17 protein-coding genes are annotated in these 24,367 nt (G+C 69.0%); 7 read left to right on the top strand and 10 right to left on the bottom strand.

The window, feature by feature from the left end:
* Positions 1-269 precede the first annotated feature (269 nt).
* Positions 270-1,478, bottom strand: coding sequence for a nicotinate phosphoribosyltransferase (locus ABMY26_RS28870; protein ID WP_372399618.1), 1,209 nt, complete (start codon positions 1,476-1,478; stop codon positions 270-272).
* A 403-nt stretch (positions 1,479-1,881) separates the two neighbouring features.
* Here ABMY26_RS28870 and ABMY26_RS28865 point away from each other — a divergent pair, with 403 nt between their 5' ends.
* From ABMY26_RS28865 to ABMY26_RS28850, 4 genes are all read left to right on the top strand, one after another.
* Positions 1,882-2,385, top strand: a complete 504-nt coding sequence (locus ABMY26_RS28865; protein WP_372399617.1) for a flagellar basal body-associated FliL family protein — start codon at positions 1,882-1,884, stop codon at positions 2,383-2,385.
* Positions 2,386-2,511: 126 nt separating this feature from the next.
* Positions 2,512-3,879 carry a glutathione-disulfide reductase gene (gene gor / locus ABMY26_RS28860; RefSeq protein WP_372399616.1) on the top strand — a complete coding sequence of 456 codons (1,368 nt, stop codon included), beginning with the start codon at positions 2,512-2,514 and terminating at the stop codon, positions 3,877-3,879.
* Positions 3,880-4,050: 171 nt separating this feature from the next.
* Positions 4,051-4,533 carry a hypothetical protein gene (locus ABMY26_RS28855; RefSeq protein ID WP_372399615.1) on the top strand — a complete coding sequence of 161 codons (483 nt, stop codon included), beginning with the start codon at positions 4,051-4,053 and terminating at the stop codon, positions 4,531-4,533.
* 385 nt (positions 4,534-4,918) lie between these two features.
* Positions 4,919-5,821, top strand: a complete 903-nt coding sequence (locus ABMY26_RS28850) for a manganese catalase family protein (RefSeq protein WP_045584221.1) — start codon at positions 4,919-4,921, stop codon at positions 5,819-5,821.
* A 44-nt stretch (positions 5,822-5,865) separates the two neighbouring features.
* Here ABMY26_RS28850 and ABMY26_RS28845 read toward each other — a convergent pair whose 3' ends face one another.
* Positions 5,866-7,227 (bottom strand): MFS transporter, encoded by a 1,362-nt coding sequence (locus ABMY26_RS28845; protein ID WP_372399614.1) that lies wholly within the window; start codon positions 7,225-7,227, stop codon positions 5,866-5,868.
* Between the two features lie 279 nt (positions 7,228-7,506).
* On the opposite strand from ABMY26_RS28845, the gene ABMY26_RS28840 reads away from it, so the two are divergent.
* Positions 7,507-8,898, top strand: coding sequence for a class II 3-deoxy-7-phosphoheptulonate synthase (locus ABMY26_RS28840; protein ID WP_372399613.1), 1,392 nt, complete (start codon positions 7,507-7,509; stop codon positions 8,896-8,898).
* Positions 8,899-8,964: 66 nt separating this feature from the next.
* Here ABMY26_RS28840 and deoA read toward each other — a convergent pair whose 3' ends face one another.
* The 7 genes from deoA to glgX all read right to left on the bottom strand — a co-directional run bounded on the left by deoA (position 8,965) and on the right by glgX (position 18,291).
* On the bottom strand, positions 8,965-10,284 hold the full coding sequence (deoA, locus tag ABMY26_RS28835; protein WP_372399612.1) for a thymidine phosphorylase: 1,320 nt from the start codon (positions 10,282-10,284) through the stop codon (positions 8,965-8,967).
* A 3-nt stretch (positions 10,285-10,287) separates the two neighbouring features.
* On the bottom strand, positions 10,288-11,118 hold the full coding sequence (gene deoC / locus ABMY26_RS28830) for a deoxyribose-phosphate aldolase (protein WP_372399611.1): 831 nt from the start codon (positions 11,116-11,118) through the stop codon (positions 10,288-10,290).
* On the bottom strand, positions 11,115-11,948 hold the full coding sequence (locus tag ABMY26_RS28825) for a purine-nucleoside phosphorylase (protein WP_372399610.1): 834 nt from the start codon (positions 11,946-11,948) through the stop codon (positions 11,115-11,117). The genes deoC and ABMY26_RS28825 overlap by 4 nt, the downstream gene beginning before the upstream one ends.
* Positions 11,949-11,963: 15 nt before the next feature.
* Positions 11,964-12,383, bottom strand: a complete 420-nt coding sequence (gene cdd, locus ABMY26_RS28820) for a cytidine deaminase (protein WP_372399609.1) — start codon at positions 12,381-12,383, stop codon at positions 11,964-11,966.
* Between the two features lie 218 nt (positions 12,384-12,601).
* Entirely contained in the window at positions 12,602-14,797 is a 2,196-nt protein-coding gene (gene malQ, locus ABMY26_RS28815; protein ID WP_372399608.1) for a 4-alpha-glucanotransferase, read from the bottom strand.
* A 108-nt stretch (positions 14,798-14,905) separates the two neighbouring features.
* A complete protein-coding gene (locus tag ABMY26_RS28810; RefSeq protein ID WP_372399607.1) occupies positions 14,906-15,988 on the bottom strand; it encodes a two-component system response regulator in 1,083 nt (360 codons plus the stop codon).
* A 164-nt stretch (positions 15,989-16,152) separates the two neighbouring features.
* A complete protein-coding gene (gene glgX, locus ABMY26_RS28805; RefSeq protein ID WP_372399606.1) occupies positions 16,153-18,291 on the bottom strand; it encodes a glycogen debranching protein GlgX in 2,139 nt (712 codons plus the stop codon).
* A gap of 200 nt (positions 18,292-18,491) precedes the next feature.
* Between glgX and ABMY26_RS28800 the strand changes: the two genes are divergently transcribed.
* Together ABMY26_RS28800 and ABMY26_RS28795 are read left to right on the top strand one after the other, a co-directional pair.
* Positions 18,492-19,445 (top strand): hypothetical protein, encoded by a 954-nt coding sequence (locus tag ABMY26_RS28800; RefSeq protein ID WP_372399605.1) that lies wholly within the window; start codon positions 18,492-18,494, stop codon positions 19,443-19,445.
* Entirely contained in the window at positions 19,442-21,781 is a 2,340-nt protein-coding gene (locus tag ABMY26_RS28795) for a tetratricopeptide repeat protein (protein WP_372399604.1), read from the top strand. The genes ABMY26_RS28800 and ABMY26_RS28795 overlap by 4 nt, the downstream gene beginning before the upstream one ends.
* A 295-nt stretch (positions 21,782-22,076) precedes the next feature.
* On the opposite strand, the gene glgB is transcribed toward ABMY26_RS28795, so the two are convergent.
* Entirely contained in the window at positions 22,077-24,347 is a 2,271-nt protein-coding gene (gene glgB / locus ABMY26_RS28790) for a 1,4-alpha-glucan branching protein GlgB (protein ID WP_372399603.1), read from the bottom strand.
* Positions 24,348-24,367: the final 20 nt, after the last annotated feature.

The following is a 24,367-nucleotide window of genomic DNA, read 5'->3' as shown; positions in this document are numbered from 1 at the left end:
CGAGAGTGGTTTGCCACAGTACGCAGCGGAAGCCCAACTCAACTTTTGTTTCAGTCTGCAATAAAGAAACGCCTCCGAAGCTTGTCCGCCGACCGGCTTCATGCTTGCCGGCTTTGCGTCGGCCGTCAGCTCCCGAGGTAGCGTTTCCCTTCCCGACCGTCAACTCGGCCAATCGGACCGCGGGACATGCTACCCAACAATCGGCCGCGGGGCATTTCTGGGTAACCTGGATCGCGGAGCCGGGCCCGGGCCCGGCGCCCCCTGCGGTCCTATCGCCGGAACAGGAACTCGCGTCCCACCTTCACGCGGCGCTCGCCGTCATAGGCGATGATGTCGGCCGTCGCATAGGTCTCGGTCCAGCGTTCGGGCAGGTAGCTGCCGGTGCCGATGACGTCCACCGGGGCGTTGGCCTCCGCCATCAGGCGGCACTTCGCCGGGCCGAAGCCGCTGCTGGCGACGATCTTCACCGCCGGGAAGCCGGCCTCGTCCAGCCTTTCGCGTACATAGTGGATCGCCGCCGCCGACACGCCGGTGCCGATCAGGTAGCGCAGCTGCGTCTCGTCGCGATAACCGCGGATCGCGTGCGGGGCGTGGCGCTCCAGCACGGCATAAGAGCCCGGCGGATCCAGCCCCTCGACGAAGCGTCCGCCGGGGGTGTCGAGCCGCAGCGACAGCCTGCCCTGGGCGGCCAGCTGCGGGAAGCGGCGGCAGACCTCCAGCCCGTCGGTGATCTCGCGGCCGAAATAATCGACGAGCACGGTCAATGCCAGGTCGGGGAATGTCTCGTGGAACATCTCCGCCGCGCGCACGGTCGATCCGGCATAGCCGATCAGGGCGTGCGGCATCGTGCCCATGCCCTTCTCCTGCCCGAAATAGGAGGCGGTGGCATCGGTGGCATTGCCGATGAAGCCCTTGGCGCCGACCTTGCGCCCGGCCCGGTCGGACCCGACGGAGGCGGCGTAGGCCATCATCTCCGCCATCTCGGTGCCGGCGCAATGGCGGGCGTCCATGGCGAGGAAGGCGACCTTCGGCAGGTCGGCGCACATGGTGAAGGCGTTGTAGGCGGCGACGCTGGCCGGCCCCAGCTTCTGCAGGATGATCGTCTCGCAGTCGACCAGATGATAGAAGGAGCCGGTGATGTACATGATCGGCTCGCCGGCGCCGACCCATTTGCCTTCGGGGTAGTTCAGCTCGATCTGGACCGGGAAGTTGCGCTCGCGCGCCACCGCCTCCAGCCAGTCCACGGCCAGCCGCGGCGCGCAGACCACCGGCCGGCGCATGAAGATGGCATAGGTCACCGTCTTGTCGCCGAACTTGCCGACCGCCTCCTTGGTGCGGCGGAAGTAGGTGTCCGTCCAGTCGGGGATCTCGGCGGAGGATGGGTGGTGGGCCGCCGGCCCGGCTCCGGACGTCCGGTCGCCAGCTGTGCGGTTGCCGACTGTGCGGTTGCCGACTTCACGGTTGTCGGTGTCGTTCATCCCGGTCTCGCCTTCCATCCCCGTCTTGCGTCCCAGTGTCTTGCGCCCAAATCCGGGCATCGTCCGCCCCAGTCCACCCCATGACGTCGCCATGGCCCGTCATTGACGGCCGGTTGTGCCGGTATCCCAGCATTATACGGCCCGGGCGGACGGGGGAAGAGGCTTCCCATCCCGTCAACCCGTGACGGATGGCAGCGTTGCGTTTTCGGCGGGAGTGCGATCCTTCGACCCCAACGGGCGAAGATGCCCGGATGCAAGGCCCGCCTTGGCGAACCGCCATTCAAGGTCGATCTCTCATCAATCCAGGAAAAAATCCACTAAAATGCCTTAATTTGACCCACCACTTTCGCACGAGTAAAGTCATCGCACGGCGTTCTTCGAAAACAAGGCGGCTGCAGGCATAATGGCGAAGACGGCGGCGGCAGCCGAAGCAGGATCCGACGACAGTCTTTCCAGTCTCGACCGGACAGGAAACCGGCTGGTGTTCGCGCTGATGCTGCTGATGGTGGCATTCGCCGGCGCCGGAGCGGGCGGTGCTCTGCTGCTGCGGCCGGCTCCCGCCCAGGGCGCCTATGTCCCCGCCCGGGTCGCCGTCGCCCCCGCTCCGGCGGTCTATGCCTCCCTGCCGACGCTGATCGTCACGCTGAACGACGGCCGCCGCCTGCACGAATTGCGGTTGCGCGCGGTGCTGGAGTTCGATCCGGCGACCCCGCTGGAGACGGTGACCCCGCACCTGCCCCGCATCGTCGACGCCATGAACCAGCGCCTGCTGGACGTCGATCCGGCGGAGCTGCGCGGTGCGGACGGCCCCGCCTATGTCAAGGACGCTCTGCGCTTCGTCGCCAACCGGACGATGCGGCCGCTCAAGCTTCGGCAAGTGCTGATCCAGGATATGCTGCTGCGCTGACGGCGCGCTTCCCAACGCCCGCCGCAGCCCCATATCCTGCCGGCTCCCTGCTCTTTCCCCGGTCGATCGGGAAGAACGGTCCAGGGAGACGGGACAATCGAGCATGTCGAGCGGAAGGAGACGGCTGTGGCCGAGTTCGATTTCGACCTTTTCACCATCGGAGCGGGATCCGGGGGCGTGGCGTCCAGCCGGCGCGCGGCATCCTTCGGCGCCAAGGTCGCGATCTGCGAAGGCAGCCGCGTCGGCGGAACCTGCGTGATCCGCGGCTGCGTGCCGAAGAAGTTCCTGGTCTATGCCGCCCAGTTCCGCGACGGGTTCGAGGATTCCCGCGGCTACGGCTGGGACGCGCACCTGCCGGCCTTCGATTGGGAAACGCTGATCGCCAACAAGGATCGCGAGATCGACCGGCTGAACGGCATCTACATCGACATGCTGAAGAATTCCGGCGTGACCCTGTTCGAGGGCCATGGCCGGATCGTCGACCGCCACACGGTCGAGGTGGCCGGCAAGCGCTACACCGCGCGCAACATCCTGGTCGCGACCGGCGGCTGGCCGTCGCTGCCGCCGATCGAGGGCATCGAACTCGCCGCGACCTCCAACGAGGCGCTGCAGCTGGAGACGATGCCCCATTCGGTGCTGATCATCGGCGGCGGCTACATCGCCGTCGAGTTCGCCAGCATCTTCCGCGGGCTGGGCGCCGAAGTGACCCTGATGATCCGCGGCGACGACCTGCTGAACGGCTTCGACGACGACATCCGCATCGCCCTGTCGCAGGAAATGCGCAAGCGCGGCATCACCATCATCTCGCGCTGCAAGCCGGTTAAGCTGGAGAAGGGGGCCGGCGGCTATACCCTGACCGACCATATGGGGCGCGAGCATTCCGCCGGGCTGGTGATGTCCGCGACCGGCCGCAGCCCCAACACCCGCAACCTCGGCCTGGAGGAGGTCGGCATCGCCCTGGACGCCAAGGGCGCGATCCCGGTGGATGAATGGTCGCGCACGTCGGTCGACAACATCTACGCCATCGGCGACGTCACCGACCGGATGGCGCTGACTCCGATCGCCATCGCCGAGGGCCGGGCGCTGGCCGAGACGCTGTTCAACGACAACCCGATGCACATCGGCTACGGCAATGTCCCGACCGCCGTGTTCTCGCTGCCGCCGCTCGGCACCGTCGGCCTGACCGAGGCGCAGGCCCGCGCCGAATATCCGCAGGTCGACATCTACAAGGCCGGCTTCCGGCCGATGAAGCACACCCTGTCCGGCCGGGACGAGCGGGTGCTGATGAAGCTGGTGGTCGACGGCGAAAGCCAGCGCGTGCTGGGTTGCCACATGATGGGCATGGACGCGCCGGAGATGATGCAGCCGCTGGCCATCGCACTGAATTGCGGCGCCACCAAGCGCGACTTCGACCGCACCATCGCCCTGCACCCCTCGACCGCCGAGGAGTTCGTGCTGATGCGCGAGAAGGCGAAGCCCGAAGCGAAGATCTGAACGGCGGCGCACCCGCTCCCCTGCAAGCGGGACCCGGCCGGAGAAGGACCGCCTCCGGCCGGGTCCCGGTCGCCCAATCTTTTTGCTCCGCTTGGCAGAGGCAACTGGACTTATCTCGAATGCCATACGCAGAATGGGCAGGTGGATAATAATCGGGGAGCGGTTCCAAAGATGCGCGTAATTTTCGCAGCGGTTGCCGGTATGGCAACGCTTACTTCGGTCTCCATCGCCCAGGCGGACACCAAGATCGGCGTGTGGAGCGTAAAGATCGACAAGGACTGCGCCATCACCCAGGAATGGAAAACGGATTCCAAGGACACCGCCGGGATCGGCCTTGCCTACACCGCCAAAGGCCAGGCCATGGTGATGGTGTTCAGCGACTCGAGCTGGAAGCTCAAGGAAAAGGAATCCCTGTCCATTTCCCTGGCCGTCGACAAGAAATGGAGCGAAACCGTTTCCGGCACCGCCGTTGACAAGACCATGGCCGCCGTCGGCATTCCCGCCACCTCCAATGCCATCAACGCTCTCATGAGTGGAAAAGAGCTTTACATGGAAATGGATGGCAAGAGCGACGATTACGCCTACACCTATTATCTCGACGACACGCGCAAGGCGATCTCGGCCCTGGAAGCCTGCCGCGCGCAGGCTGAGTAAACCACGCTCAGGTTGCAGGCGGGAGCATCGGAGCGGGCCATGCCGGCGCTCCCGCCTTTTCTTCGGATCCGAACCGATGTCTCCATCGGCCACCGCACCGCCGGACTGCCCGAAGGTGCATGGGAGGCGTCCGATGATGTCGCCGGCATGAGCCAAGCGTAATATCACTCCGGTCCGGGACATTTCCCTGGAACGCTTCTAAACAAACCGGGTTAAGGGCATGGACGAACCGGATCGCCCTGCCCAGCTTGCTCCCCAGCCCGGCTCACGGCTTGGCCCCACGACCGTGCCCATTCGTGCGTCGCCGACGATGCAGTCCCGCGACGGGACGGGACGATCCGGATTTCTCCAGTCTTTGGCAATCCAAGCGGGAGGAGTCCCCCATATGTTCATGCATAACAAAAACCTGATGTACACGGTGCGCGTGTCGGAGCCGAATCCGGAACTCGCCAGCCTGCTGCTGGAACAGTTCGGCGGCCCGCAGGGCGAACTCGCGGCGGCCATGCGCTATTTCTCGCAAGGCCTGTCCGACGAGGATCCGGGCCGCAAGGATCTGCTGATCGACATCGCGACCGAGGAGCTGAGCCATCTGGAGGTCATCGGCTCGCTGGTGGCGATGCTGACCAAGGGCGTGAAGGGCAAGCTGGCCGAAGGCGCCGAGGAAACGGCCGAGCTCTACGGCAACATCACGCAGGGCAGCGGCAGCCACACCCTGTCGATCCTCTATGGCGGCGGCCCGGCCCTGACCAACTCGGCGGGCCAGCTGTGGACCGCCGGCTACATCGACAGCATCGGCGAGCCGACCGCCGACCTGCGGTCGAACATCGCGGCGGAATCGCGTGCCAAGATCATCTACGAGCGCCTGATCAACGTCACCGGCGATCCCGGCGTCAAGGACGCGCTGGGCTTCCTGATGACCCGCGAGGTCGCGCACCAGAAGAGCTTCGAGAAGGCGCTCTATTCGATAGAGAACAACTTCCCGCCGGGCAAGCTGCCGGCGATGCCGGAATATGCCGACAAATACTACAACATGAGCCATGGCGACGGCGACATGCGCGGCCCCTGGAACCAGGGCGCCCAGTGGGAGTTCGTCGACGTCAAGCCGACCGACGGCCCGGTCAACGGCGGCGACGGCAATCCGTCGGTGAAGCTGGCGGCGAAGGAACTGGCGGCGGTCAACGCCGTTGCCGCCCGCACCATGTCGAAGCCGGATGCCGATCCGACCACCGGTGCCGACCTCGGCGCCGGTCCCGGCGCCGGCAAGACCAAGGCGAAGGCCAAGGGCTGACCGGTCCGCGTTAAGGCCCCTTCTTAGCAGTATCGCCGTCCCCGTCACTGTGCGGGGACGGCGGCCTCCTCCCGGCGGCGGAGCCCCATCAGCCAGACCAGCAGGCACAGCGCCGGCAGCGCGCCGGCCATCGACAGCAGGAAGAAGCTGACCCAGTCCATCCGGTCGGCCAGCCAGCCCGACGACGCGCCGAACAGGTCGCCGCCCAGCTTGTACAGGCTGGACAGCAGCGCGTACTGGGTCGCGGTGTAGGCGACGTTGCACAGGCCGGACAGGTAGGCGACGAAAGCCGCGGTGGCGATGCCGCCGCAGACATTGTCGATCGCCACCGTCGCCGCCAGCATCGAGACGTCGTTGCCGGTCCAGGCCAGCGCGACATAGCCGAGATTCGACACCATCTGCAGGATGCCGCCGACCATCAGGCCGCGCAGCACCCCGACCCTCCCGACCAGCAGCCCGCCCAGCAGGCCGCCGGCGATCGTCGCCCACAGCCCGAACAGCTTGCCGACCGTGGCGATCTCCGCCTTGGTGAAGCCCAGCCCGATGTAGAAGGTGGAGGACATCTGGCCGGCCAGCACCTCGCCCAGCTTGTAGCTGGCGATGAAGGCCAGGATCACCACCCAGCCGCGCCGCTCCGTGAATTGGACGAAGGGCGCCACCACCGCACCATAGAGCCAAGCCAGCGCCACGGCGCTGCGGCCCGACAGGTGGGGCCGCGCCCGCAGCCATTCGGCGATCAGCCGCTCGCGCGCGTTGGCGGCCGGCGCCTCGGGCTCGCGGCACAGCAGGATGGTCGCCATGCCGACCAGCACCAGCACCGCCATCGCCTCGTAGGCGGTGCGCCAGCCGTGGAACTCCGCGATGTAGAGCGCCCCCGCCCCGGCGGCCATCAGACCGAAGCGATAGCCCAGCACCAGCACCGCGGCGCCGGCCGCCTGCTTGTGCTCCTCCAGCACCTCGACCCGGTAGGCATCGACGACGATGTCCTGGCTGGCGGAGCAGAAGGCGACCAGCACGGCGCACAGCGCGGTCCACCACAGATCCTCGCCCGGGCTGGTGGATCCCAGCCCCAGCAGCGCCGCCACCAGCGCCGCCTGCGCGGTCAGCGCCCAGCCGCGCCGCCGCCCGAACAGCCGCGTCATCACCGGCAGCCGCATCCGGTCGATCAGCGGCGCCCACAGGAACTTCAGCGCATAGGGCATGGTGACCAGGGCGAACAGCCCGATGTTGGTCCGGCTGACCCCCTGTTCGGTCAGCCAGACATTCAGCGTGGCGCCGGTCAGCGCCAGCGGCAGCCCTTCGGAAAATCCCAGGAACAGGATCGCCAGCACGCGCGGGTCGCGGTAGACCGCCAGGGCCTGCCCCCAGGAGGTCAGGCGCCGGGCCGGCCAGGATGTCGCTTTCACCGGGATGGCTCCTCTCCGGTCGGGATCGTCATCCCCGATGTATAGAGGGCGCGGCGGAGCGCCGCCAGCGGCGCCGGCACGAAGTTTCCTCCGGCCGGAATCACCTGCGGTGGCATGCCGCCCATGTCCGCGGCACAGCATTGCCGGAAGGCGGGCCGAAACTGTGGAAAAGTTTCCCCGACTCGCGGTATAGAGTGTACCCCTCACGGGCACAGCCGCCGGTCGTTCGCCGCCCGCCCGGCCCCCGTTCCGCAATCGTCAAGGAAGAGCAGGCGCGTCATGGTCGAGCGTTGGACACCCGCCAGTTGGAAGACGAAACCGGCGAAGCAGTTGCCGACCTATCCCGACCAGGCCAAGGTCGAGGCGGTCGAGCAGCGTCTGGCCTCCTATCCGCCGCTGGTCTTCGCCGGCGAGGCCCGCCGGCTGAAGGCCAAGCTGGCCGATGCCGCCGCCGGCCGCGCCTTCCTGCTGCAGGGCGGCGACTGCGCCGAGAGCTTCGCCGAGTTCCACCCCAACAACATCCGCGACACCTTCCGCGTCCTGCTGCAGATGGCCGTGGTGCTGACCTTCGGCGCCTCGATCCCGGTCATCAAGGTCGGGCGCATGGCCGGCCAGTTCGCCAAGCCGCGCTCGGCCGACATGGAGACCATCGAAGGGGTTGAGCTGCCCTCATACCGCGGCGACATCATCAACGGCTTCGATTTCAACAGCGAGGCCCGCGTTCCCGATCCGGAGCGCATGATGCAGGCCTACACCCAGGCCGCGGCGACGCTGAACCTGCTGCGCGCCTTCGCCCAGGGCGGCTACGCCGACCTGCACAAGGTCCATCAGTGGACGCTGAGCTTCGTCGAGAAGTCGCCGGCCGGCGAGCATTTCCAGGAGCTGGCCGACCGCCTGGACGAGACGCTGGCCTTCATGGCCGCCTGCGGCATCACCGCGGAAACCACGCCGCAGCTGCGCGAGACCGACTTCTTCACCAGCCACGAGGCGCTGCTGCTGCCGTTCGAGCAGGCGCTGACCCGCGTCGACAGCACCACCGGCGACTGGTACGACGTCTCGGCCCACATGCTGTGGATCGGCGACCGCACCCGCCAGCCCGACGGCGCCCATGTCGAGTTCCTGCGCGGCGTGAAGAACCCGATCGGCCTGAAATGCGGCCCGACGACCGATCCGGACGAGCTGATCCGCCTGATCGACATCCTGAACCCGACCAACGAGGCCGGGCGCCTGACGCTGATCGTGCGCATGGGCTCCGACAAGGTGGCGGAGAAGTTCCCGCCGCTGCTGCGCAAGGTCCAGCGCGAAGGCCGCACGGTGGTGTGGTCCTGCGACCCGATGCATGGCAACACCATCAAGTCGACCACCGGCTACAAGACCCGGCCCGTCGAGCGCGTGCTGGCGGAAGCCCGCGGCTTCTTCGAAGTGCATCAGGCCGAAGGCACCCATGCCGGCGGCGTCCATTTCGAGCTGACCGGCCAGGACGTGACCGAATGCACCGGCGGCGCCCAGGCGATCACCGACCACAATCTGGCGCTCCGCTACCACACCGCCTGCGATCCGCGCCTCAATGCCAGCCAGGCGCTGGAACTGGCCTTCCTGCTGTCGGAAAAGCTGAAGGACGGCCGCCAGTCCCGCGAGGCCCAGCGCCGCGCCACCATCGCGGCCGAGTAACGGGGGGCTTCGTCACCGCGCCATCCTCCCCCGGCCCCGCAAGGGCTGGAGGAGGATGGACGCCTTTCAGCCCAGCCGCTTCGCGATCAGCGGCCCGCGGGCCGGTGCGCTGTCCGCCACGGTGACGGCGGCGCGCAGGCGGCGTTCGGCCTCGTCGGCCTGGGCCTCGGTGCGTGCGTGCAGGATGGCCAGCGGATGCCCGCCCGGCCCGACAGCCTGCCCCAGCCCGGCAACCGCGTCGAACCCGACGGCGAAGTCGATGGCGTCGGTCGTCCGGGTCCGGCCACCGCCGAGCGCAACCACCGCCATCCCGACGCCGCGCGTGTCGATGGCCGACACAAAGCCGGTTCCGGCGGGGAACAGCGGCCGGACGATCGGCGCCCGGTCGAGATAGCGGTCGGGCCGCTCCAGCAGGTCGGCCGGCCCGCCGAGGGCGGCGACCATGCGGGCGAAACGTTCCGCCGCGGCACCACTGGTGACGGCGCGGTCGGCCATCGCCCGGCCGGCCCCGGCGTCCGGCGCCAGACCGCCCAGCACCAGCAATTCCGCCGCCAGCGCCACGGTGACTTCGTAGAGGCGCGGGTCGGCCGCCTCGCCGCGCAGGATGGCGAGGCATTCGCGCATCTCCAGCGCGTTGCCGGCGCTCGTCCCCAGCACCTCGTTCATGTCGGTCAGCAGCGCCACCGCCGGCAGGCCGGCGCCCTTCGACACGGTGACGATGCTCTCTGCCAGCGCCTCGGCGTCCGGGAGGCGCTGCATGAAGGCGCCGCTGCCGAACTTCACGTCCATCACCAGCGCATCCAGCCCGGCGGCCAGCTTCTTCGACAGGATGGACGCGGTGATGAGGTCGAGCGATTCGACGGTCGCCGTCACGTCGCGGATGGCGTAGAGCCGCCGGTCGGCCGGGGCGATGTCGTCGGTGGCGCCGATCACGGCGCAGCCGGCCTCCTTCACCACCCGGCGCAGCAGGTCGCTGTCGGGCTTGGCCTTGTAGCCGGGGATGCTCTCGAACTTGTCGAGCGTGCCGCCGGTATGGCCGAGCCCGCGGCCCGAAACCATCGGCACGTAGCCGCCGCAGGCCGCCAGCATCGGCGCCAGGATCAGGCTGACCTTGTCGCCGACCCCGCCGGTCGAATGCTTGTCGATCACCGGGCCGGGCAGGCCCAGCGACCGCCACTCCATCACCGTGCCCGAATCGCGCATGGAGCGGGTGAGGGCCACCCGTTCCTCCAGATCCATGCCACGGAAAAAGACGGCCATGGCGAAGGCGGCGGCCTGCGCCTCCGACACCCGGCCGTCGGCGATGCCCCGGACGAACTCCTGGATCGCGGCGGCGTCGAGCGGCTGGCCGTCGCGCTTGGCGCGGACGAACTCCTGCGGCAGCATCCCTCAATACCCCCCGGCCGGGGCCGGCTCGCGCTCGCCACCATGGCCGGCACCGTGACCGGCGGCGGCCAGCAGCGCATCGAGCAGGCTGGAAGCGCCGAAGCGGAAGGTCTGCGGCGTCGCCCAGCCATCGCCCAGGATATGGTCGGCCAGCGCCAGATAGCGCGCGGCCTCGGCGGCATCGCGGATGCCGCCCGACGCCTTGAAACCGACCGGCTTGCCCGATTCATAGATGCTGTCGAGCATCACCGCCGCGGCCGGCAGGGTCGCCGCCGGCTGGGTCTTGCCGGTCGAGGTCTTGAGGAAATCGGCCCCCGCGGCGATGGAGTCGCGCGCCGCCCAGGCCAGCAGGTCGGCGTCGGGGAAGGCGCCCGATTCCAGGATCACCTTCATCAGCACCGTGTCGCCGCAGGCCTCCCGGCAGGCCTTGACCACATTCATCGGCTGGGTGCGGGCGCCGTCGATGAAGGCCTTGTAGGGCAGCACCACGTCGATCTCGTCGGCACCGTCGGCGATGGCCCGCCGGGTCTCCGCCGCGACCGCCGCGGCATCGGCCTCGCCGCCGGGGAAGTTGACGACGGTGGCGACCTTGACGCCGCTTCCCTCCAGCGCCCTGCGCGCGGTCGGCACGAAGCGCGCCCAGACGCAGACGGCGGCGACCGGCCCGGCCGGCGTGGCGGCGCGGGCGCACAGCGCCTCCACCACCCGGTCGTTGTCGTCGCCGTTCAGGCTGGTGAGGTCGAGCATCCCGATGGCCCGGCGCGCCAGATCGGCGTCGGACGGGGCGTTGGCGCTGGCGTCCAGCGCGCTTTGCAGGTCGGCAGACAGTTTCATGACCGGGACCCGTCCTTCTGATGCAGGCGTTCGAGAAAACCGACCAGCAGGCGTTCGAGGTCGGCGGCTGCCGCCGATGCGGCGGACAGCGTCTGGTGATGGTCGACCGGCCCGTCGCCGAGCCCGACCCCGAGGTTGGTGACGACGGCACAGCCGACGACCCGCAGGCCGCAATGGCGCGCAACGATGCATTCCGGGACGGTGGACATGCCGACCGCATCGGCGCCCAGCAGCCTCATCATCCGCACCTCGGCCGGCGTCTCGAAGGACGGGCCGGGATAGGCGGCATAAATCCCCTCCGCCAGATCGATGCCGCGGTCGGCCGCGACCTCCTTCAGCAGGGCGCGAAGCTCCGGATCCCAGGCGTCGGTCATGCTGGGGAACCGCTCGCCGAAGGCCTCGTCGTTCGGGCCGGTCAGCGGGTTCGAGCCCAGCAGGTTCAAATGGTCGCTGATCGCCATCAGCCGGCCCGGCCCGACCTCCAGCCGCAGCGAGCCGACGGCGGCGGTCAGCACCAGCGTGTCGCAGCCGGCCAGCTTCAGCGCCCGCACCGCGGTCTTCAGCGCGTCGAAGCCGTTGCCCTCATAGGCATGGACCCGCCCCTGCATGCAGGCGACCTCGACCCCGCCGAGCGTGCCGACCACCAGCCGCCCGGCATGGCCAGACACGCTGGGCACGGGAAAGCCCGGCAGCTCGCCATAGGGGATGGCGACGGCCCCGGCGATGCGGTCGGCGATCCCGCCCAGGCCGGAGCCCAGCACGATGCCCACCCGCGGCCGGTGGCCGGCGGCGCGGTGGAGGATGTCCGCGGCGGCGCGGGCTGCGGTCATGTCGGGAAACTCCGCTCAGAAGACCAGGTTGGTGGGGCCGAACGATTCGGGCAACAGCCGCTCCAGCGGAAAGGTCCGCCGCAGGCCGGCCGGGTCGCAGATGTGGATCGGCGTCTCCGGCGTCGCGAACTCGCGGATGCGCTGGCGGCAGCCGCCGCAGGGGGTGCAGATCTCCTCAGCCCCGGCCTCCCCGCCCATCACCAGGATGGTGCGGATGTGGCGGTCGCCCGCGGTGACCATGGCGCCGATGGCGGTCGCCTCGGCGCACTGGCCCTGCGGATAGGCGGCGTTCTCGACGTTGCAGCCGGCGAAGATGCGGCCCGATCCGCCGAGGATGGCGGCACCCACCTTGAACTTGGAATAGCGGGCGTAAGCGTTCTCCCGGGCGGCCCGGGCAGCCGCGATCAGGGCGTCCAGTTCGGCGGGATCGGCCATGGCGTCAACGCTCCTTGACGTGTGGTATGCCGGTGGAACGGTGAGCGGCTCGATCGCCGGCCGGAAAGCGGACGGGCATGCGTCGCTAAAGATGTGACGGAGGCAAAGCGCCGGGTCAAGGAGCTTGGAACATTCTTGCCAGCCGAGCGGATACGCACCCCCGACGCCGCTTGCGCCGGGGGGGCGGTGCTGGAGAAAGCGATGCAAGCGGACCGAGCTCAATGACGGGAGGAGCCACCGGCTATCGGGGCGACGATCCGGAGGAGATCGCCGTCGGCGCCGAGATCCTCCAGCTTGCGCGGCAGGCGGCGGCGCCAGTTGGGATGCTGGTCGACGGTGCCGGGAAGGTTGGGCTGCTCGTCGTCGCACAGCGCATCCTCGATCTGCACCATGACGATGCGGGACGGGGTGCGCGCCAGATAGGCATGGACGGCGGCCGACAGCTCGACTCGGAAAGGCTGGTCGCCCTCCTCGGTGGGGTAGCTGTCCGGGCGCAGCCCCTCGCGCGACAGCGCCTGCAGCAGGCGCCAGCGGTCGACGCCGCGGTCCCAATGGTCCTTCTCCCGGCTGGCCTCGTCGGGATAGAGGCCGAGACGCCGGCGCCAGTCGAGGTCGCGGCCGGTCCAGAAGCCCTTGAACGGCGCCAGGTCGTGGGTGCTGACCGTCGCCATCGACCCGGCCGGATAGTCGCCGGGCGGCTTGAAGGCGCCGTCCGCGCCGCGTTCGAAATAGAGCACGCGGTAGCTGAGGATGCCGGCCCGCTCCAGCGCCGGGCGGAAGCCCTCCGGCACGGTGCCCAGATCCTCGCCGATCACGACGCAGCGGTTGCGCCGGCTCTCCAGCGCGACGATGCGCAGCAGGTCGTGGAAGGGATAGGCGACATAGGCGCCGTCGCTGCCGTCCTCCGGGATCCAGAACAGATGCTGGAGCGCCATCACATGGTCGATGCGGAGCGCGGCGGCATGGCGCATATTGGCGCGCAGCAGTTCGACGAAGGGGCGGTAGGCGGCCTCGCGCAGGCCGAGCGGCGACAGGGGCGACAAGCCCCAGTTCTGGCCCTTCAGGTTGAACTGGTCGGGCGGCGCGCCGACATTGGCGCCCTGCACCAGCATCGACGGATCGGCCCAGGCGGCCCCGCCGCCGGGATGGACGGCAACGGCGAGGTCACGGTAGAAGCCCATGCCCAGCCCGGCCGACCGGCCGCGCGCCGCCGCCTCGCCCAGCTGGCGGTCGGCCTCGAACTGCGCCCAGGCGAAGAAATCGACCCGGCCGGCATGGTCGGCGGCGAAGGCGGCGACCTCGGCGCTCTGCGGGTCCTGGAAGGCGGCCGGCCAGCTCCGCCACATCCAGCGCGCCGGATCCTGGCGGAAGAAATGCTCGTGCAGGGCGTCGAACAGGGCATGGCGCTCCAGCGCCGCCCCCATCTCCCGCCGGAAGCCGGCATAGGCGGCCTTGCGCGGGTGGTCGTCGGGCAGGGCGCGGAAGCGGGCATGGAGCGCCTCCAGCACCGGCAGCTTCAGCGCGGCGACGGCGGGATAGTCGATCAGCTCCGCCTGCCTCGCCTCGGCCAGCGCCGCCTGGAAGGCCGGGTCGGCGATGCGGGCGCGGATGTCGCCGGCATCGTCCAGCTCGGGGACCAGCGCCGGGTCGATGTAGAGGATGTTGAGGAACTGGCGGCTGGACGGCGAATAGGGGCCGATATGGTGCGGATCGGCCGGGAACAGGGCATGCAGCGGATTGAGCCCGACCAGCCCGGCGCCCAGACTGCCGGCGGTTTCGGCGAAGCCGGCGAGGTCGCCGAAATCGCCCATGCCCCAATCATGGTCGGAGCGCAGGGAATAGACCTGCAGGCCGATGCCCCAGCTGCGCCCGGCGGGGACAATCTCCTCGACCGTCACGCAGCGCTCGGGCGCCACGATCAGGGTGGTGGAGCCGGAGAGTGCGACTCCACCCGCAGCGGACTCCACGCGCAGATCCAGCCGGTGGTAGCCGATGGGCAGCGACACCGGCAGCAGGGCGCCCAGCGCGCGGCGCTCGAAGTCGCCGCCGTCCAGGCTGGCGCGGTCGACCACCGGCAGGTCGCGCACCATGGTCCGGCCGCCCTGGGCGATGCCGTCCTCCGGCGTCAGCTCCCACACCAGCGCCGCGTCGTCGAGGCCGGCCGGCAGGGCGGCACCCAAATCGATCGCCTGCCCCTCCCCGCTGACCAGAACCGGCGGCAGCGGACGCTCCCAGGCCCGCCGCTCCATGGTGCGCAGGCTGGCGGCGACCGCGTCCCCGGTGGCCGCATCCAGCCCCATGGCCCCCACCAGCGCCTGCTTGGTGGCGGCGGACGTCTCGCGCCGGTTGCCCCAGATGTCGTGGTAGAGGGGTTCGAGGCCTAGCAGATCGGCCAGCCGGTCGAGATCACTCATGCAGGGTCCCCGCGGGTTGTTCTGACATCGTGGTGGGGCTTTAGGGATCGGTGCTGCGGCGGGCGGCGTCAATGCCTTGCCGGCGGCCTATGCCGTCGGCAAGACCGCTCACCCGGCCGGAAGGCCGGAGGCCGCCGCCGATTCCGCCGAAGGAGGCGGGGCCGCGGCGGTGGAGGAGACAGCGGAAGGATCGGCCTGCGTCGCCAGCGCCGACGCGGCGGCGGCGGCCTTGGCCTGGGCGATCTGTTCCAGCCGGCTGCGATAGCCGGCGACGGCCGCCGACACCTCGCGGGTCATCGCCTCCAGCGGGCGGTCGGGGTCGACCGCCTGCATCAGGGCGCGCGACAGGGCCGACAGCTGCTCCCGGTCGCCGGCGGACACCGGGCTGCCGTCGGCGGCGTTGCGGATCCGGTCGGCCAGCGTCTTGATGGCGCGGGCCACCGCCTCGACGGGCGCATGGTCGCCGTCCTCGCCCAGCCGGCGCAGCAGGTCGTCCAGGAAGCCGCCGATACGGCCGACATGATCGACCGCCATCCGGTCCGGCACCGGCCGCGCCAGGCCCGGCAGGGCGAATTCGACGAGGAAGGCGACCTGGATGCTGGCGCGCAGCCGCTTCTGGGTGACGACGGCGGCGATCGCCTCGTTCAGCAGCATGCGGGCACCGGACTGGGTCCATTGGCCGGTCGCCTTCAGCCGCAGGGTGTTGGGGGCGTCCAGCACCGGCACCTGCGCGCCCTCGCGCGGCGACTTGCGGCGGTCGGGACCGGCATAGTCGGCGGTGACGACGAAGCCCTTGCGCGCCTCGATCAGGCTGACGATGCGGTCGCGCACCTGCTTGGGCGACACCGGCTTCATCAGCAGGTCGTCGCCGCCGGCATTGGTGACGCGGGTCAGCAGGGCCGGGGTCGGCGCCCAGGTGGTGACGATGACGCAGGCGAAGGGGTTGGGCACGCCGGGATCGTTGCGCAGGGCGCGGATGAAGCGGAAGGTTTCCGAATCCTCGCCGTCGGCGTCCACCAGCACGAGGTCGGGAATGCCGGCCTGCAGCAGCCCGGCGGCGTTCTTCACCGAATCGAACAGCTCCACCCGCCGGAAGCCCATGCGGATCAGCACGTCGCGGAACACGCGCCCGGTGTTGAGCTGGCCGTCGATGATCGCGGCGTCGACCTGCGAGAAATCGTAGTCCGGCATCGTCCTTCCCGAAGCTCCGCTGCGGCCATGGGGAACACGCTCCACAGCGTAGCACGCCTTGTCCCAACCCGTCGCTGGTAGCATCTCCGGCAGGGGAAAGGACAGTGGGCAAAGGACCGCAGGGACGATATGCCTCCTCCCCCCTCCACCCGGGAGTGCCGCGCTCACATCCCCGCCTGCTCCACCAGCGTGAAGACCAGGACGGTCCGCCCGTCGACCAGAACCGAGCGGCCAGCCAGATGCATGCGCTCGTCCCCCGCCCCGTCGGCGACGCGGGTGTCGAGCACGCAGCGCCAGCCCCGCCCGCCCGGCACGTCGGGCAGGGTCACGGTCAGGGTGTCGCCATGGGCGTTCAGCACGATCAGCATCACGCCGTCCGCCAGGGGCTGCCCGTCCGGCCCGAGATGGGTGCCGGCGCGGCCGTTCAGCAGCAGGACGATGCAGCGGGCCTGGGTGTTGCGCCAATGCTCCGCCGTCTTCTCGACCCCTTGCGCATTGTACCAGACGATGTCCTTCAGCCCGTTGGACGCCACCTCGCGCCCATGCAGGAAGATCGGCCGGCGCAGCACCGGATGGACGCGCCTGAGCGCGATCAGCCGGCGGACGAAGCCGACCGTCGCCCCGTCGCGCCGCGACCAGTCGAGCCAGGTGATGTCGTTGTCCTGGCAATAGGCGTTGTTGTTGCCCTTCTGGCTGTGGTCCAGCTCGTCGCCGGCCAGCATCATCGGCGTGCCCTGCGACAGCATCAGCGTCGCCAGCAGGTTGCGCTTCTGCCGCCCGCGCAGCTCGTTTATCCCCGAATCGTCGGTCTCGCCCTCGGTCCCGTGGTTCCACGAGCAGTTGGCGGAATGGCCGTCGCGGTTCTCCTCGCCATTCGCCCAGTTGTGCTTGTCATTGTAGGTGACGAGGTCGTGCAGGGTGAAGCCGTCATGGGCGGTGATGAAGTTCACGCTGGACCAGGGGCGGCGGCCACGCTTCTCGAACAGGTCGGCGGAACCGGCGATGCGGCCGGCCAGCTCCGGCAGCATGCCGTCGTCGCCGCGCCAGTAGCGGCGCACGGTGTCGCGGTAGCGGTCGTTCCACTCGGCCCAGCCCGGCGGGAAATTGCCGACCTGATAGCCGCCGGGACCGACGTCCCACGGCTCGGCGATCAGCTTGACGTCGGCCAGCACCGGATCCTGCCGCACCGCGTCGAGGAAGCCGGAGCCGGGGTCGTAGCCGTAGGGCTCCCGCGCCAGCACGGTGGCGAGGTCGAAGCGGAAGCCGTCGACATGCATCTCCGTCACCCAGTAGCGCAGGCTGTCCATCACCATCTGGACCACGCGCGGGTGGCTGAGGTTCAGGGTGTTGCCGGTGCCGGTGTCGTTGATGTAGTGGCGCGGCGCGTCCGGCATCAGCCGGTAATAGCTGAGATTGTCGATGCCCTTGAAGGACAGGGTCGGCCCCAGGTGGTTGCCTTCGGCGGTGTGGTTGTAGACGACGTCGAGGATGACCTCGATCCCGGCCTCGTGCAGGCGGGCGACCATCGTCTTGAACTCCGACAGCACGCCGGTGTTCATGTAGCGCGGCTCGGGCGCGAAGAAGCCGATGGTGTTGTAGCCCCAGTAGTTGGTCAGGCCGCGGGTGACCAGATGCTGTTCGTCCGCCACCGCCTGGACCGGCAGGAACTCGACCGAGGTGATGCCGAGCGCGCGCAGATACTCGATGACGCTCTGGGTCGACATGCCGGCGAAGGTGCCGCGCAGATGGGCCGGCACGTCGGGATGGCGCATGGTGAAGCCGCGGACATGGGTCTCGTACAGCACCGTGTCGGTCCAGGGAATCGTGCGGCGGCGGTCGTGCCCCCAGGTGAAGGCGCCGTCGACCACCCGGCATTTCGGCATGCCGCGGGCATTGTCGCGCCGGTCGAAGGACAGATCCTCGCGCGTCGAGCCGACCCGGTAGCCGTAATGGGCGTCCGACCATTTGAAGCCGCCGAACAGCGCCCGGGCATAGGGGTCGAGCAGCAGCTTGTTGGGGTTGAAGCGGTGCCCCTCCTCCGGCTCGTAGGGGCCATGGACTCGGTAGCCGTAGAGCATGCCGGGCCGGGCATCGGGCAGGTAGCCGTGCCAGACCTCGTCGGTGTGCTCGGGCAGCGTGACCCGCTCGACCTCGCGCTGGCCGGTCTTGTCGAACAGGCAGAGCTCCACCCGTTCGGCATGGGCGGAGAACAGCGCGAAATTGACGCCGAAGCCGTCCCAGGTGGCGCCGAGCGGATGGGGCTTGCCGGGCCAGACCGGGGTGCGGGCGGGAATAGGGGGCATCGGCGGGGTCCGGCGCGTGGCGGGTGACGAAAGAACGACAGCCATTAGAAAGCGTTAGTCGGCAAGGTCAAGAGGGATCGGCCCGGACCGGCCCAACGACGCCGCGCCGTCGACGCGAGTGGAGCGCGCCCGATGCAGGCTGCGCTTGTGGCCGGCCAGGGCGTAGGCTATTTCTGGGTGGAGACATCTGGACGGACCGCATGCGCTTCTCCCCCGCCTCCCCCCTGAACGGCATCGTCGATTCCCTGCTGTCGGCGACGGAGCCGGTGGATCGGGCGAAGGCCGAGAACATCCGCTGGGAAAGCCGGCTCGACGCCGTCCGGATCGCCCATTACGAAGGCGAGATCGGATCGCCCGACCCCGAGGATTTCGCGACCGGACACGGGGATTACGTCGCCAACCACATCAACCTCCGCCGTGACACCGGGGAGCCGGCCTGCTTCGCCGCGGCCAACGCCCCGGCCCTGCTGCCGACCCTCGCGCCGGCCGAGCGGCTGGTGCGGGTGGAGGACATGACCGGTTGGGCCGAGCGGATCTTCGGCCGCGACAATCCGGCGGACCTGAAGGATCCGGAGCGGCTGAAGGCCGCCTTCGAATCCGGGTCGGCGGAATTCACCGCCTTCCTGACGACCTGGAACGAAGCCGCCGACCTGCGGCCGATGTTCGCCGCGGTCGTCGGGGATCTCGACGATCTGCGGCCCGGCTGGCGCGGCTCCTGGTGGACCGCCCTGCCGGAGTTGCTGGGACTGGGGCATCTGGGCGCCGCCACGAGCCATCCGCGGGCGCTGGCGCTGATGGAATATCCGGCGTCCCGCGTCCTGGACGAAGCGGGATCGGTCGATCCCGCCCACCGTTTCGCCGCCCCGACGGTGATCGACCATCATCTGAACGCCTATTTCTGCCCGTCCCCGGTGCCGGCCAAAGGGGCGGCGATCTGTTACGGCCGGGCGGTGAACCTGACCGCCCGCGGTACCCTGGTCTGCGAGATGATCCACCGCCATATTTCCTACCGGCCGGGAGACGTGAAGGCGATTGTGGTGTTGACGGAAACGGGGCCGTGGGCAACCGTACCGGACATGCGGGCCGCGCACCTCACCGCCCTCAGATCGCAACCCGGATGGGCCGGGTTCGGTGTGGATGCCACGGGATCATGACCAGCTACCCAACCTTGGACGCCTGGCTGGACGATTTCCGCAAGGAACCGCTCCGCCGCCTGGACCGGCTGTTCCGCCGGGGCGACAGCATCAGCCCGTTCGAGCGCGGCGACCCGCATGACGCCGCGCTGATGGCCCTGCGCAGCCTTGGGACGGCGGACGACCGCGACGCCGCCGACGCCGCCCTGGCGCAGTGGCTGGAGGAACGTTTGGCCGAACCGCTGGCGGTGGCGGCCAAACGCGGCTGGGGCGCCTATGTCGGCTCTGCGATGGAAGGCTTCGACATGGCCGCCCGCATGCCGGGGGTGCGGGTCGGGGCGGTGCTGCGCGACCAATTCGACCGCTTCGACAGTTGGACCGGCGACCTGTCCGCCGACGGGCCGGGCGACCTGCGGCTGCGCTTCCTGCTGGCGCTGGCGCACAACCAGGGGAACAAGCGGCGCTTCCTCGGCCTATGGTACGCGCTGTGCGACAAGGCGGAGCGCAGCGCCACGCCCAACCTGACCCTGTCCGTCGGACTGGCCGGCCTGCGCGGCCTGCCGCCCGACGAGGACGGCCGTCCCCGCGTCGCCGAGGGGGTGGAAGGGCTGTGCCGCTGGGCACGCCACCTGCCCGACAGCGAGGAGGCGCGCGAGCGCTTCGTGATGCAGTGGCGCGCCTTCACCGGCCGCCATCACCGTAAGCCGGAGGTCTGGCACCGGCTGACCGCCGAGGCGGTTGAGACCCACGCGGGCCGGCCGTTCGTGGGGTGGTGGCACGATCAGGTGGGGGGGGCCGTGCGAACTACGGTCGATGTCAGCTGGACGCCCTCGCCAAGCAAGACGAAAGATATCGTCACAAAGCTGAAGAATCTTCCGACAACGGAATGGGAGACGCTGGTAATAGGCTTCATCAATCAGCACGAGGTCTATGCCAGCCGCACCCATGATCTCGAATCACTTCCACGCGCGCTCAACATTGTCGGGAACACCCTCCGCCGGCAAAAGACGCGACTGGGCTTCGTCCTGGCCGCGCGGTTGGCGACCACGGCGCTGGCCCATGTTCCCAACATGGATAGCAATTGGATTCTGTGGGCACAGGCGACGGACGGCCTCGGCCAACACGATGTGGCGGAAAGCATCCTGTGGCAGGCGATGGAGCGCTTGCCGCAGCGCGCCGCCATCCGAACCGCCCTGGCCGGCATGCTGGCGAAACGCGGCCGGGTCGAGGAAGCGGAAGCCCTCTACCGGCAGACCATGCAGCGGATTCCGAACGATCCCTATGCCTTCACCGCGCTGGCCGGTTTGCTGGCCGATCAGGGACGAATGAGCGAAGCGCTAACACTCCTGCGCAGCGCCTTGCCGCGCTTCCCCAACGACAAGGCCGTCCCCAATGCCCTCGCCAATCTACTGGTCCGTAACAGGCAATATGCCGAAGCCGAGGCACTCTACCGCAAGGTGATGGGGCAGTTTCCCCAGGATCCGGTGTGCCGCCTGGATCTTGGCCTGCTGCTGCTCCGGCTGAACCGCCGCGACGACGTGCTTCCCATTCTCGATGAACTGAAAGCCTTGAAAGCCAGCGAAGCGCAAACGCTTCAGGCCCACCTGGACGGGCGCGTCCGCGCCGACGGCAGCAAGCCGGCGTCCCCGGTCCCCGAACGGCCGGCTTCCCCCGAATGGTCGCCCCTGCTTACCAACGGCAAGGCGCTCCGGGCGTCCTTCATCCTGTCGCCCGCCCTGTCCCGCACGGATCTGCTTCTGATGACGCGGCAGCGGGCGGAGGAATTGCGGACACAGGCACGGGAACTGCTGAACGAGGCGCTGGCACATGATCCGAACAACCCGCTGGTCCGCTTGATCGCCCGCCGGCATGGGATCAAGGACGCCGCCGGCATCGACGCCGCACGGCTCCGCACTGTCGCCGGACGGAACTTCCCGCTGCGGCTGGAACTGGCCCTCGATGCCGGGAGCGACAAGGCCCTGCGCTGGCTGTACCAGGACTTCGGCGATGCCAACCACCGCGCCCTGACGGCGGTTGGCTGGCTGTGGGTGTCGCCCTACGCCGATTACACCGACGACGATGACACCTCCCAACCGGTCGCCGAACAGGCGGCCCGGCATCTCCAAAGCTGGCTGAACCGGCGGGACAATCCGGAGGCGGACACCGGCCTCGGCCTGCTGTGGAGCGACCTGCGAAGCCGGCTCGGCCAGTCCGTGGGCGGCGACCTGGACGGCTTCCTCGACGCTTGGCAGAACGTCGATCCCGCCACGATCCGCAACCTGCTGGACATCGCGCTGCTCGGCATGGTGCTGGCGGCGCTTCCCTTCGCCGCCTATGAGTACGCGCTGGCCGAGTGACCGGTGGCGATTGGTGAGTGCGGCGGCCTGCAACCCGACCGGGATTTTGACGCCGCGCTTATCGGCGGGGGGCGCCCATGGTAGGATTTAGCACCTAATCCCTATCCATGGTCGGTCCCGAATGCCTTCCAATGCCGCCGCATTGCCAACCCCATCCGGCCCGTGGAACAGTGGAACAGGCCTGGGAAAATGTTCCATACGGTTTCATATGTTCCATTCAACGCCGAACCGGGGCGGAAAACCGCGCTTTCCGCCCCGGTCCCCGGCCTGCCGTGAAACACGACGTTCCGCCGGTTCACTCCGCCCTGCGCTCCAGGATCAGGGTCGAGAGCGGCGGGATGGTCATGTCCAGCGAGTGGGTGCGGCCGTGCCAGGGGATTTCCTCGGCATGGACACCGCCGCCGTTGCCGACGCCGCTGCCGCCATACTTCGCGTCGTCGGTGTTCATCCGCTCGACATAGCGGCCGGGCAGCGGCACGCCGACACGGTAGCCCTGGCGCGGGATGGGGGTGAAATTGCAGACGGCGATGACGATGTGCCCGGGGTCGCCAGCCTTGCGCAGGAAGGTGAAGACCGAATTCTCGTTGTCGTTCGACTCGATCCACTCGAAACCGGCCGGGTCGCAGTCGGTCTTGTGCAGCGGCTCCAGCTCGCGGTAGAGCCCGTTCAGGTCGCGGACCAGATCGCGCATGCCGCGGTGCAGCGGCTGGTCCAGCAGGTGCCAGTCCAGGCTCCGCGCCTCGCTCCACTCGCGCCACTGGGCGAATTCGCCGCCCATGAACAGCAGCTTCTTGCCGGGATGGGCGAACATGAAGCCGTAATAGGCGCGCAGGTTGGCGAATTTCTGCCAGTCGTCGCCCGGCATCTTGTTGATCAGCGAGCCCTTGCCATGCACCACCTCGTCATGGCTGAGCGGCAGCACGAAGTTTTCGGAGAACTGGTAGATCAACCCGAAGGTCATCTGGTGGTGATGGTAGCGGCGGTGGATCGGGTCGTTCTGCATGTATTCCAGGGTGTCGTGCATCCAGCCCATGTTCCATTTGTAGCCGAACCCCAGACCGCCGAGATAAGTCGGCTTCGACACCATCGGCCAGGAAGTCGATTCCTCCGCCACCGTCATGGCACCCGGCTGCTGGCCGTAGACAAGCTCGTTCATCCGCTTGAGGAAGGCGATGGATTCCAGGTTCTCGCGCCCGCCGAACTTGTTGGGGACCCACTCCCCTTCCTTGCGGCTGTAGTCGAGATAGAGCATCGAGGCCACGGCATCGACGCGCAGGCCGTCCAGCTTGTACTGGTCGAGCCAGAACAGCGCGTTGCCCAGCAGGAAGTTCTGCACCTCCGTCCGGCCGAAATTGTAGATCAGGGTGTTCCAATCCTGGTGGAAGCCCTGGCGCGGGTCGGCATGCTCGTAGAGATGCGTGCCGTCGAACTCGCCCAGCCCGTGCGGGTCGGTCGGGAAATGGCCCGGCACCCAGTCCAGCAGCACGCCCAGCCCGGCGCGGTGGCAGGCGTTGACGAAGTCCTTGAAATCCTCCGGCGAGCCGTGCCGCGCCGTCGGGGCGTAGAGCCCGATCGGCTGGTAGCCCCAGGACCCGTCGAAGGGATGCTCGGTGACCGGCAGCAGCTCGATATGGGTGAAGCCCATGTCCTTGGCGTAGGGGATCAGCCGCTCGGCCAGCTCCTGGTAGGTCAGGAAGCGGTCTTCCTCCTCCGGCACCCGCGCCCAGGAGCCCAGATGCACCTCGTAGATCGAAACCGGCGCGGTACGGTCGGAAGTGGCGACCTTGCGACCCTGCCATTCCTGGTCGCGCCATTCGTAGGACGGCAACCCGTGGACGACCGACGCGGTGGCCGGGCGCATCTCCGCCTGGAAGGCGTAGGGATCGGCCTTGGTCGGCAGCAGGGTGCCGCCGGGGCCGCGGATCTCGAACTTGTAGCGCTGGCCGGCGGTGGCGTGGGGGACGAAGATTTCCCACACCCCGACCTCGACGCGTCGCCGCATCGGCAGGCGCCGGCCGTCCCAATTGTTGAAGTCGCCGACGACGCTGACGCTGCGCGCGCTCGGCGCCCAGACGGCGAAGGACACGCCGGCAACGCCGTCGACCTCGCGCGGGTGGGCGCCCAGCTTCTCATAGGCGCGCAGGTGGGTGCCTTCGCCCAGCAGGTGGACGTCCAGTTCGCCCAGCATGTTGCCGAAGCGGTAGGCGTCCTCGAATTCCTGCGTCGCCAGCGGATAGCGGGCGCGCAGGCGGTAGCGGAAACGCTCCGTCCGGCCGGCGATCACGGCGCGGTAGAAGCCGTCCTGGTGGATGCGCTCCGCCTCGCCCGCCGGCTCTCCGGTGGCGGCGTCGACCACCCACAGCTGCTCGGCCCCGGGCACGAAGGCGCGGACCTCCACCGGACGGCCCGGCGCCTCCTGCTGCATGCCCAGCACGGCGAAGGGATCGCCATGGTCCGCCCGCGCGATGGCCTCGGCCGCCGCGCGCAACGCCTCCGCCCGATGGTCGGCAGCGCCCCCCTCGGAAACGCCGGCCTGTGCCTGGTCCTTGCGGGTGTCCGTCGTCATGTCGCTCGCCATCGGCCAAC

This window comes from Azospirillum sp. HJ39 (assembly GCF_041507355.1).
Lineage (GTDB): Bacteria > Pseudomonadota > Alphaproteobacteria > Azospirillales > Azospirillaceae > Azospirillum > Azospirillum thiophilum.
The sequence above is the reverse complement of the archived record's forward strand: the minus strand, read 5'-3'. Positions and strand labels throughout refer to the sequence as shown.

Coding starts and splice junctions, on each gene's coding strand:
- ABMY26_RS28870 (WP_372399618.1), bottom strand. CDS start 1,478: ATGAACGACACCGACAACCGTGAAGTCGGCAACCGCACAGTCGGCAAC.
- ABMY26_RS28865 (WP_372399617.1), top strand. CDS start 1,882: ATGGCGAAGACGGCGGCGGCAGCCGAAGCAGGATCCGACGACAGTCTT.
- ABMY26_RS28855 (WP_372399615.1), top strand. CDS start 4,051: ATGCGCGTAATTTTCGCAGCGGTTGCCGGTATGGCAACGCTTACTTCG.
- ABMY26_RS28850 (WP_045584221.1), top strand. CDS start 4,919: ATGTTCATGCATAACAAAAACCTGATGTACACGGTGCGCGTGTCGGAG.
- ABMY26_RS28840 (WP_372399613.1), top strand. CDS start 7,507: ATGGTCGAGCGTTGGACACCCGCCAGTTGGAAGACGAAACCGGCGAAG.
- deoA (WP_372399612.1), bottom strand. CDS start 10,284: ATGCTGCCGCAGGAGTTCGTCCGCGCCAAGCGCGACGGCCAGCCGCTC.
- deoC (WP_372399611.1), bottom strand. CDS start 11,118: ATGAAACTGTCTGCCGACCTGCAAAGCGCGCTGGACGCCAGCGCCAAC.
- ABMY26_RS28825 (WP_372399610.1), bottom strand. CDS start 11,948: ATGACCGCAGCCCGCGCCGCCGCGGACATCCTCCACCGCGCCGCCGGC.
- cdd (WP_372399609.1), bottom strand. CDS start 12,383: ATGGCCGATCCCGCCGAACTGGACGCCCTGATCGCGGCTGCCCGGGCC.
- malQ (WP_372399608.1), bottom strand. CDS start 14,797: ATGAGTGATCTCGACCGGCTGGCCGATCTGCTAGGCCTCGAACCCCTC.
- ABMY26_RS28810 (WP_372399607.1), bottom strand. CDS start 15,988: ATGCCGGACTACGATTTCTCGCAGGTCGACGCCGCGATCATCGACGGC.
- glgX (WP_372399606.1), bottom strand. CDS start 18,291: ATGCCCCCTATTCCCGCCCGCACCCCGGTCTGGCCCGGCAAGCCCCAT.
- ABMY26_RS28800 (WP_372399605.1), top strand. CDS start 18,492: ATGCGCTTCTCCCCCGCCTCCCCCCTGAACGGCATCGTCGATTCCCTG.
- ABMY26_RS28795 (WP_372399604.1), top strand. CDS start 19,442: ATGACCAGCTACCCAACCTTGGACGCCTGGCTGGACGATTTCCGCAAG.
- glgB (WP_372399603.1), bottom strand. CDS start 24,347: ATGACGACGGACACCCGCAAGGACCAGGCACAGGCCGGCGTTTCCGAG.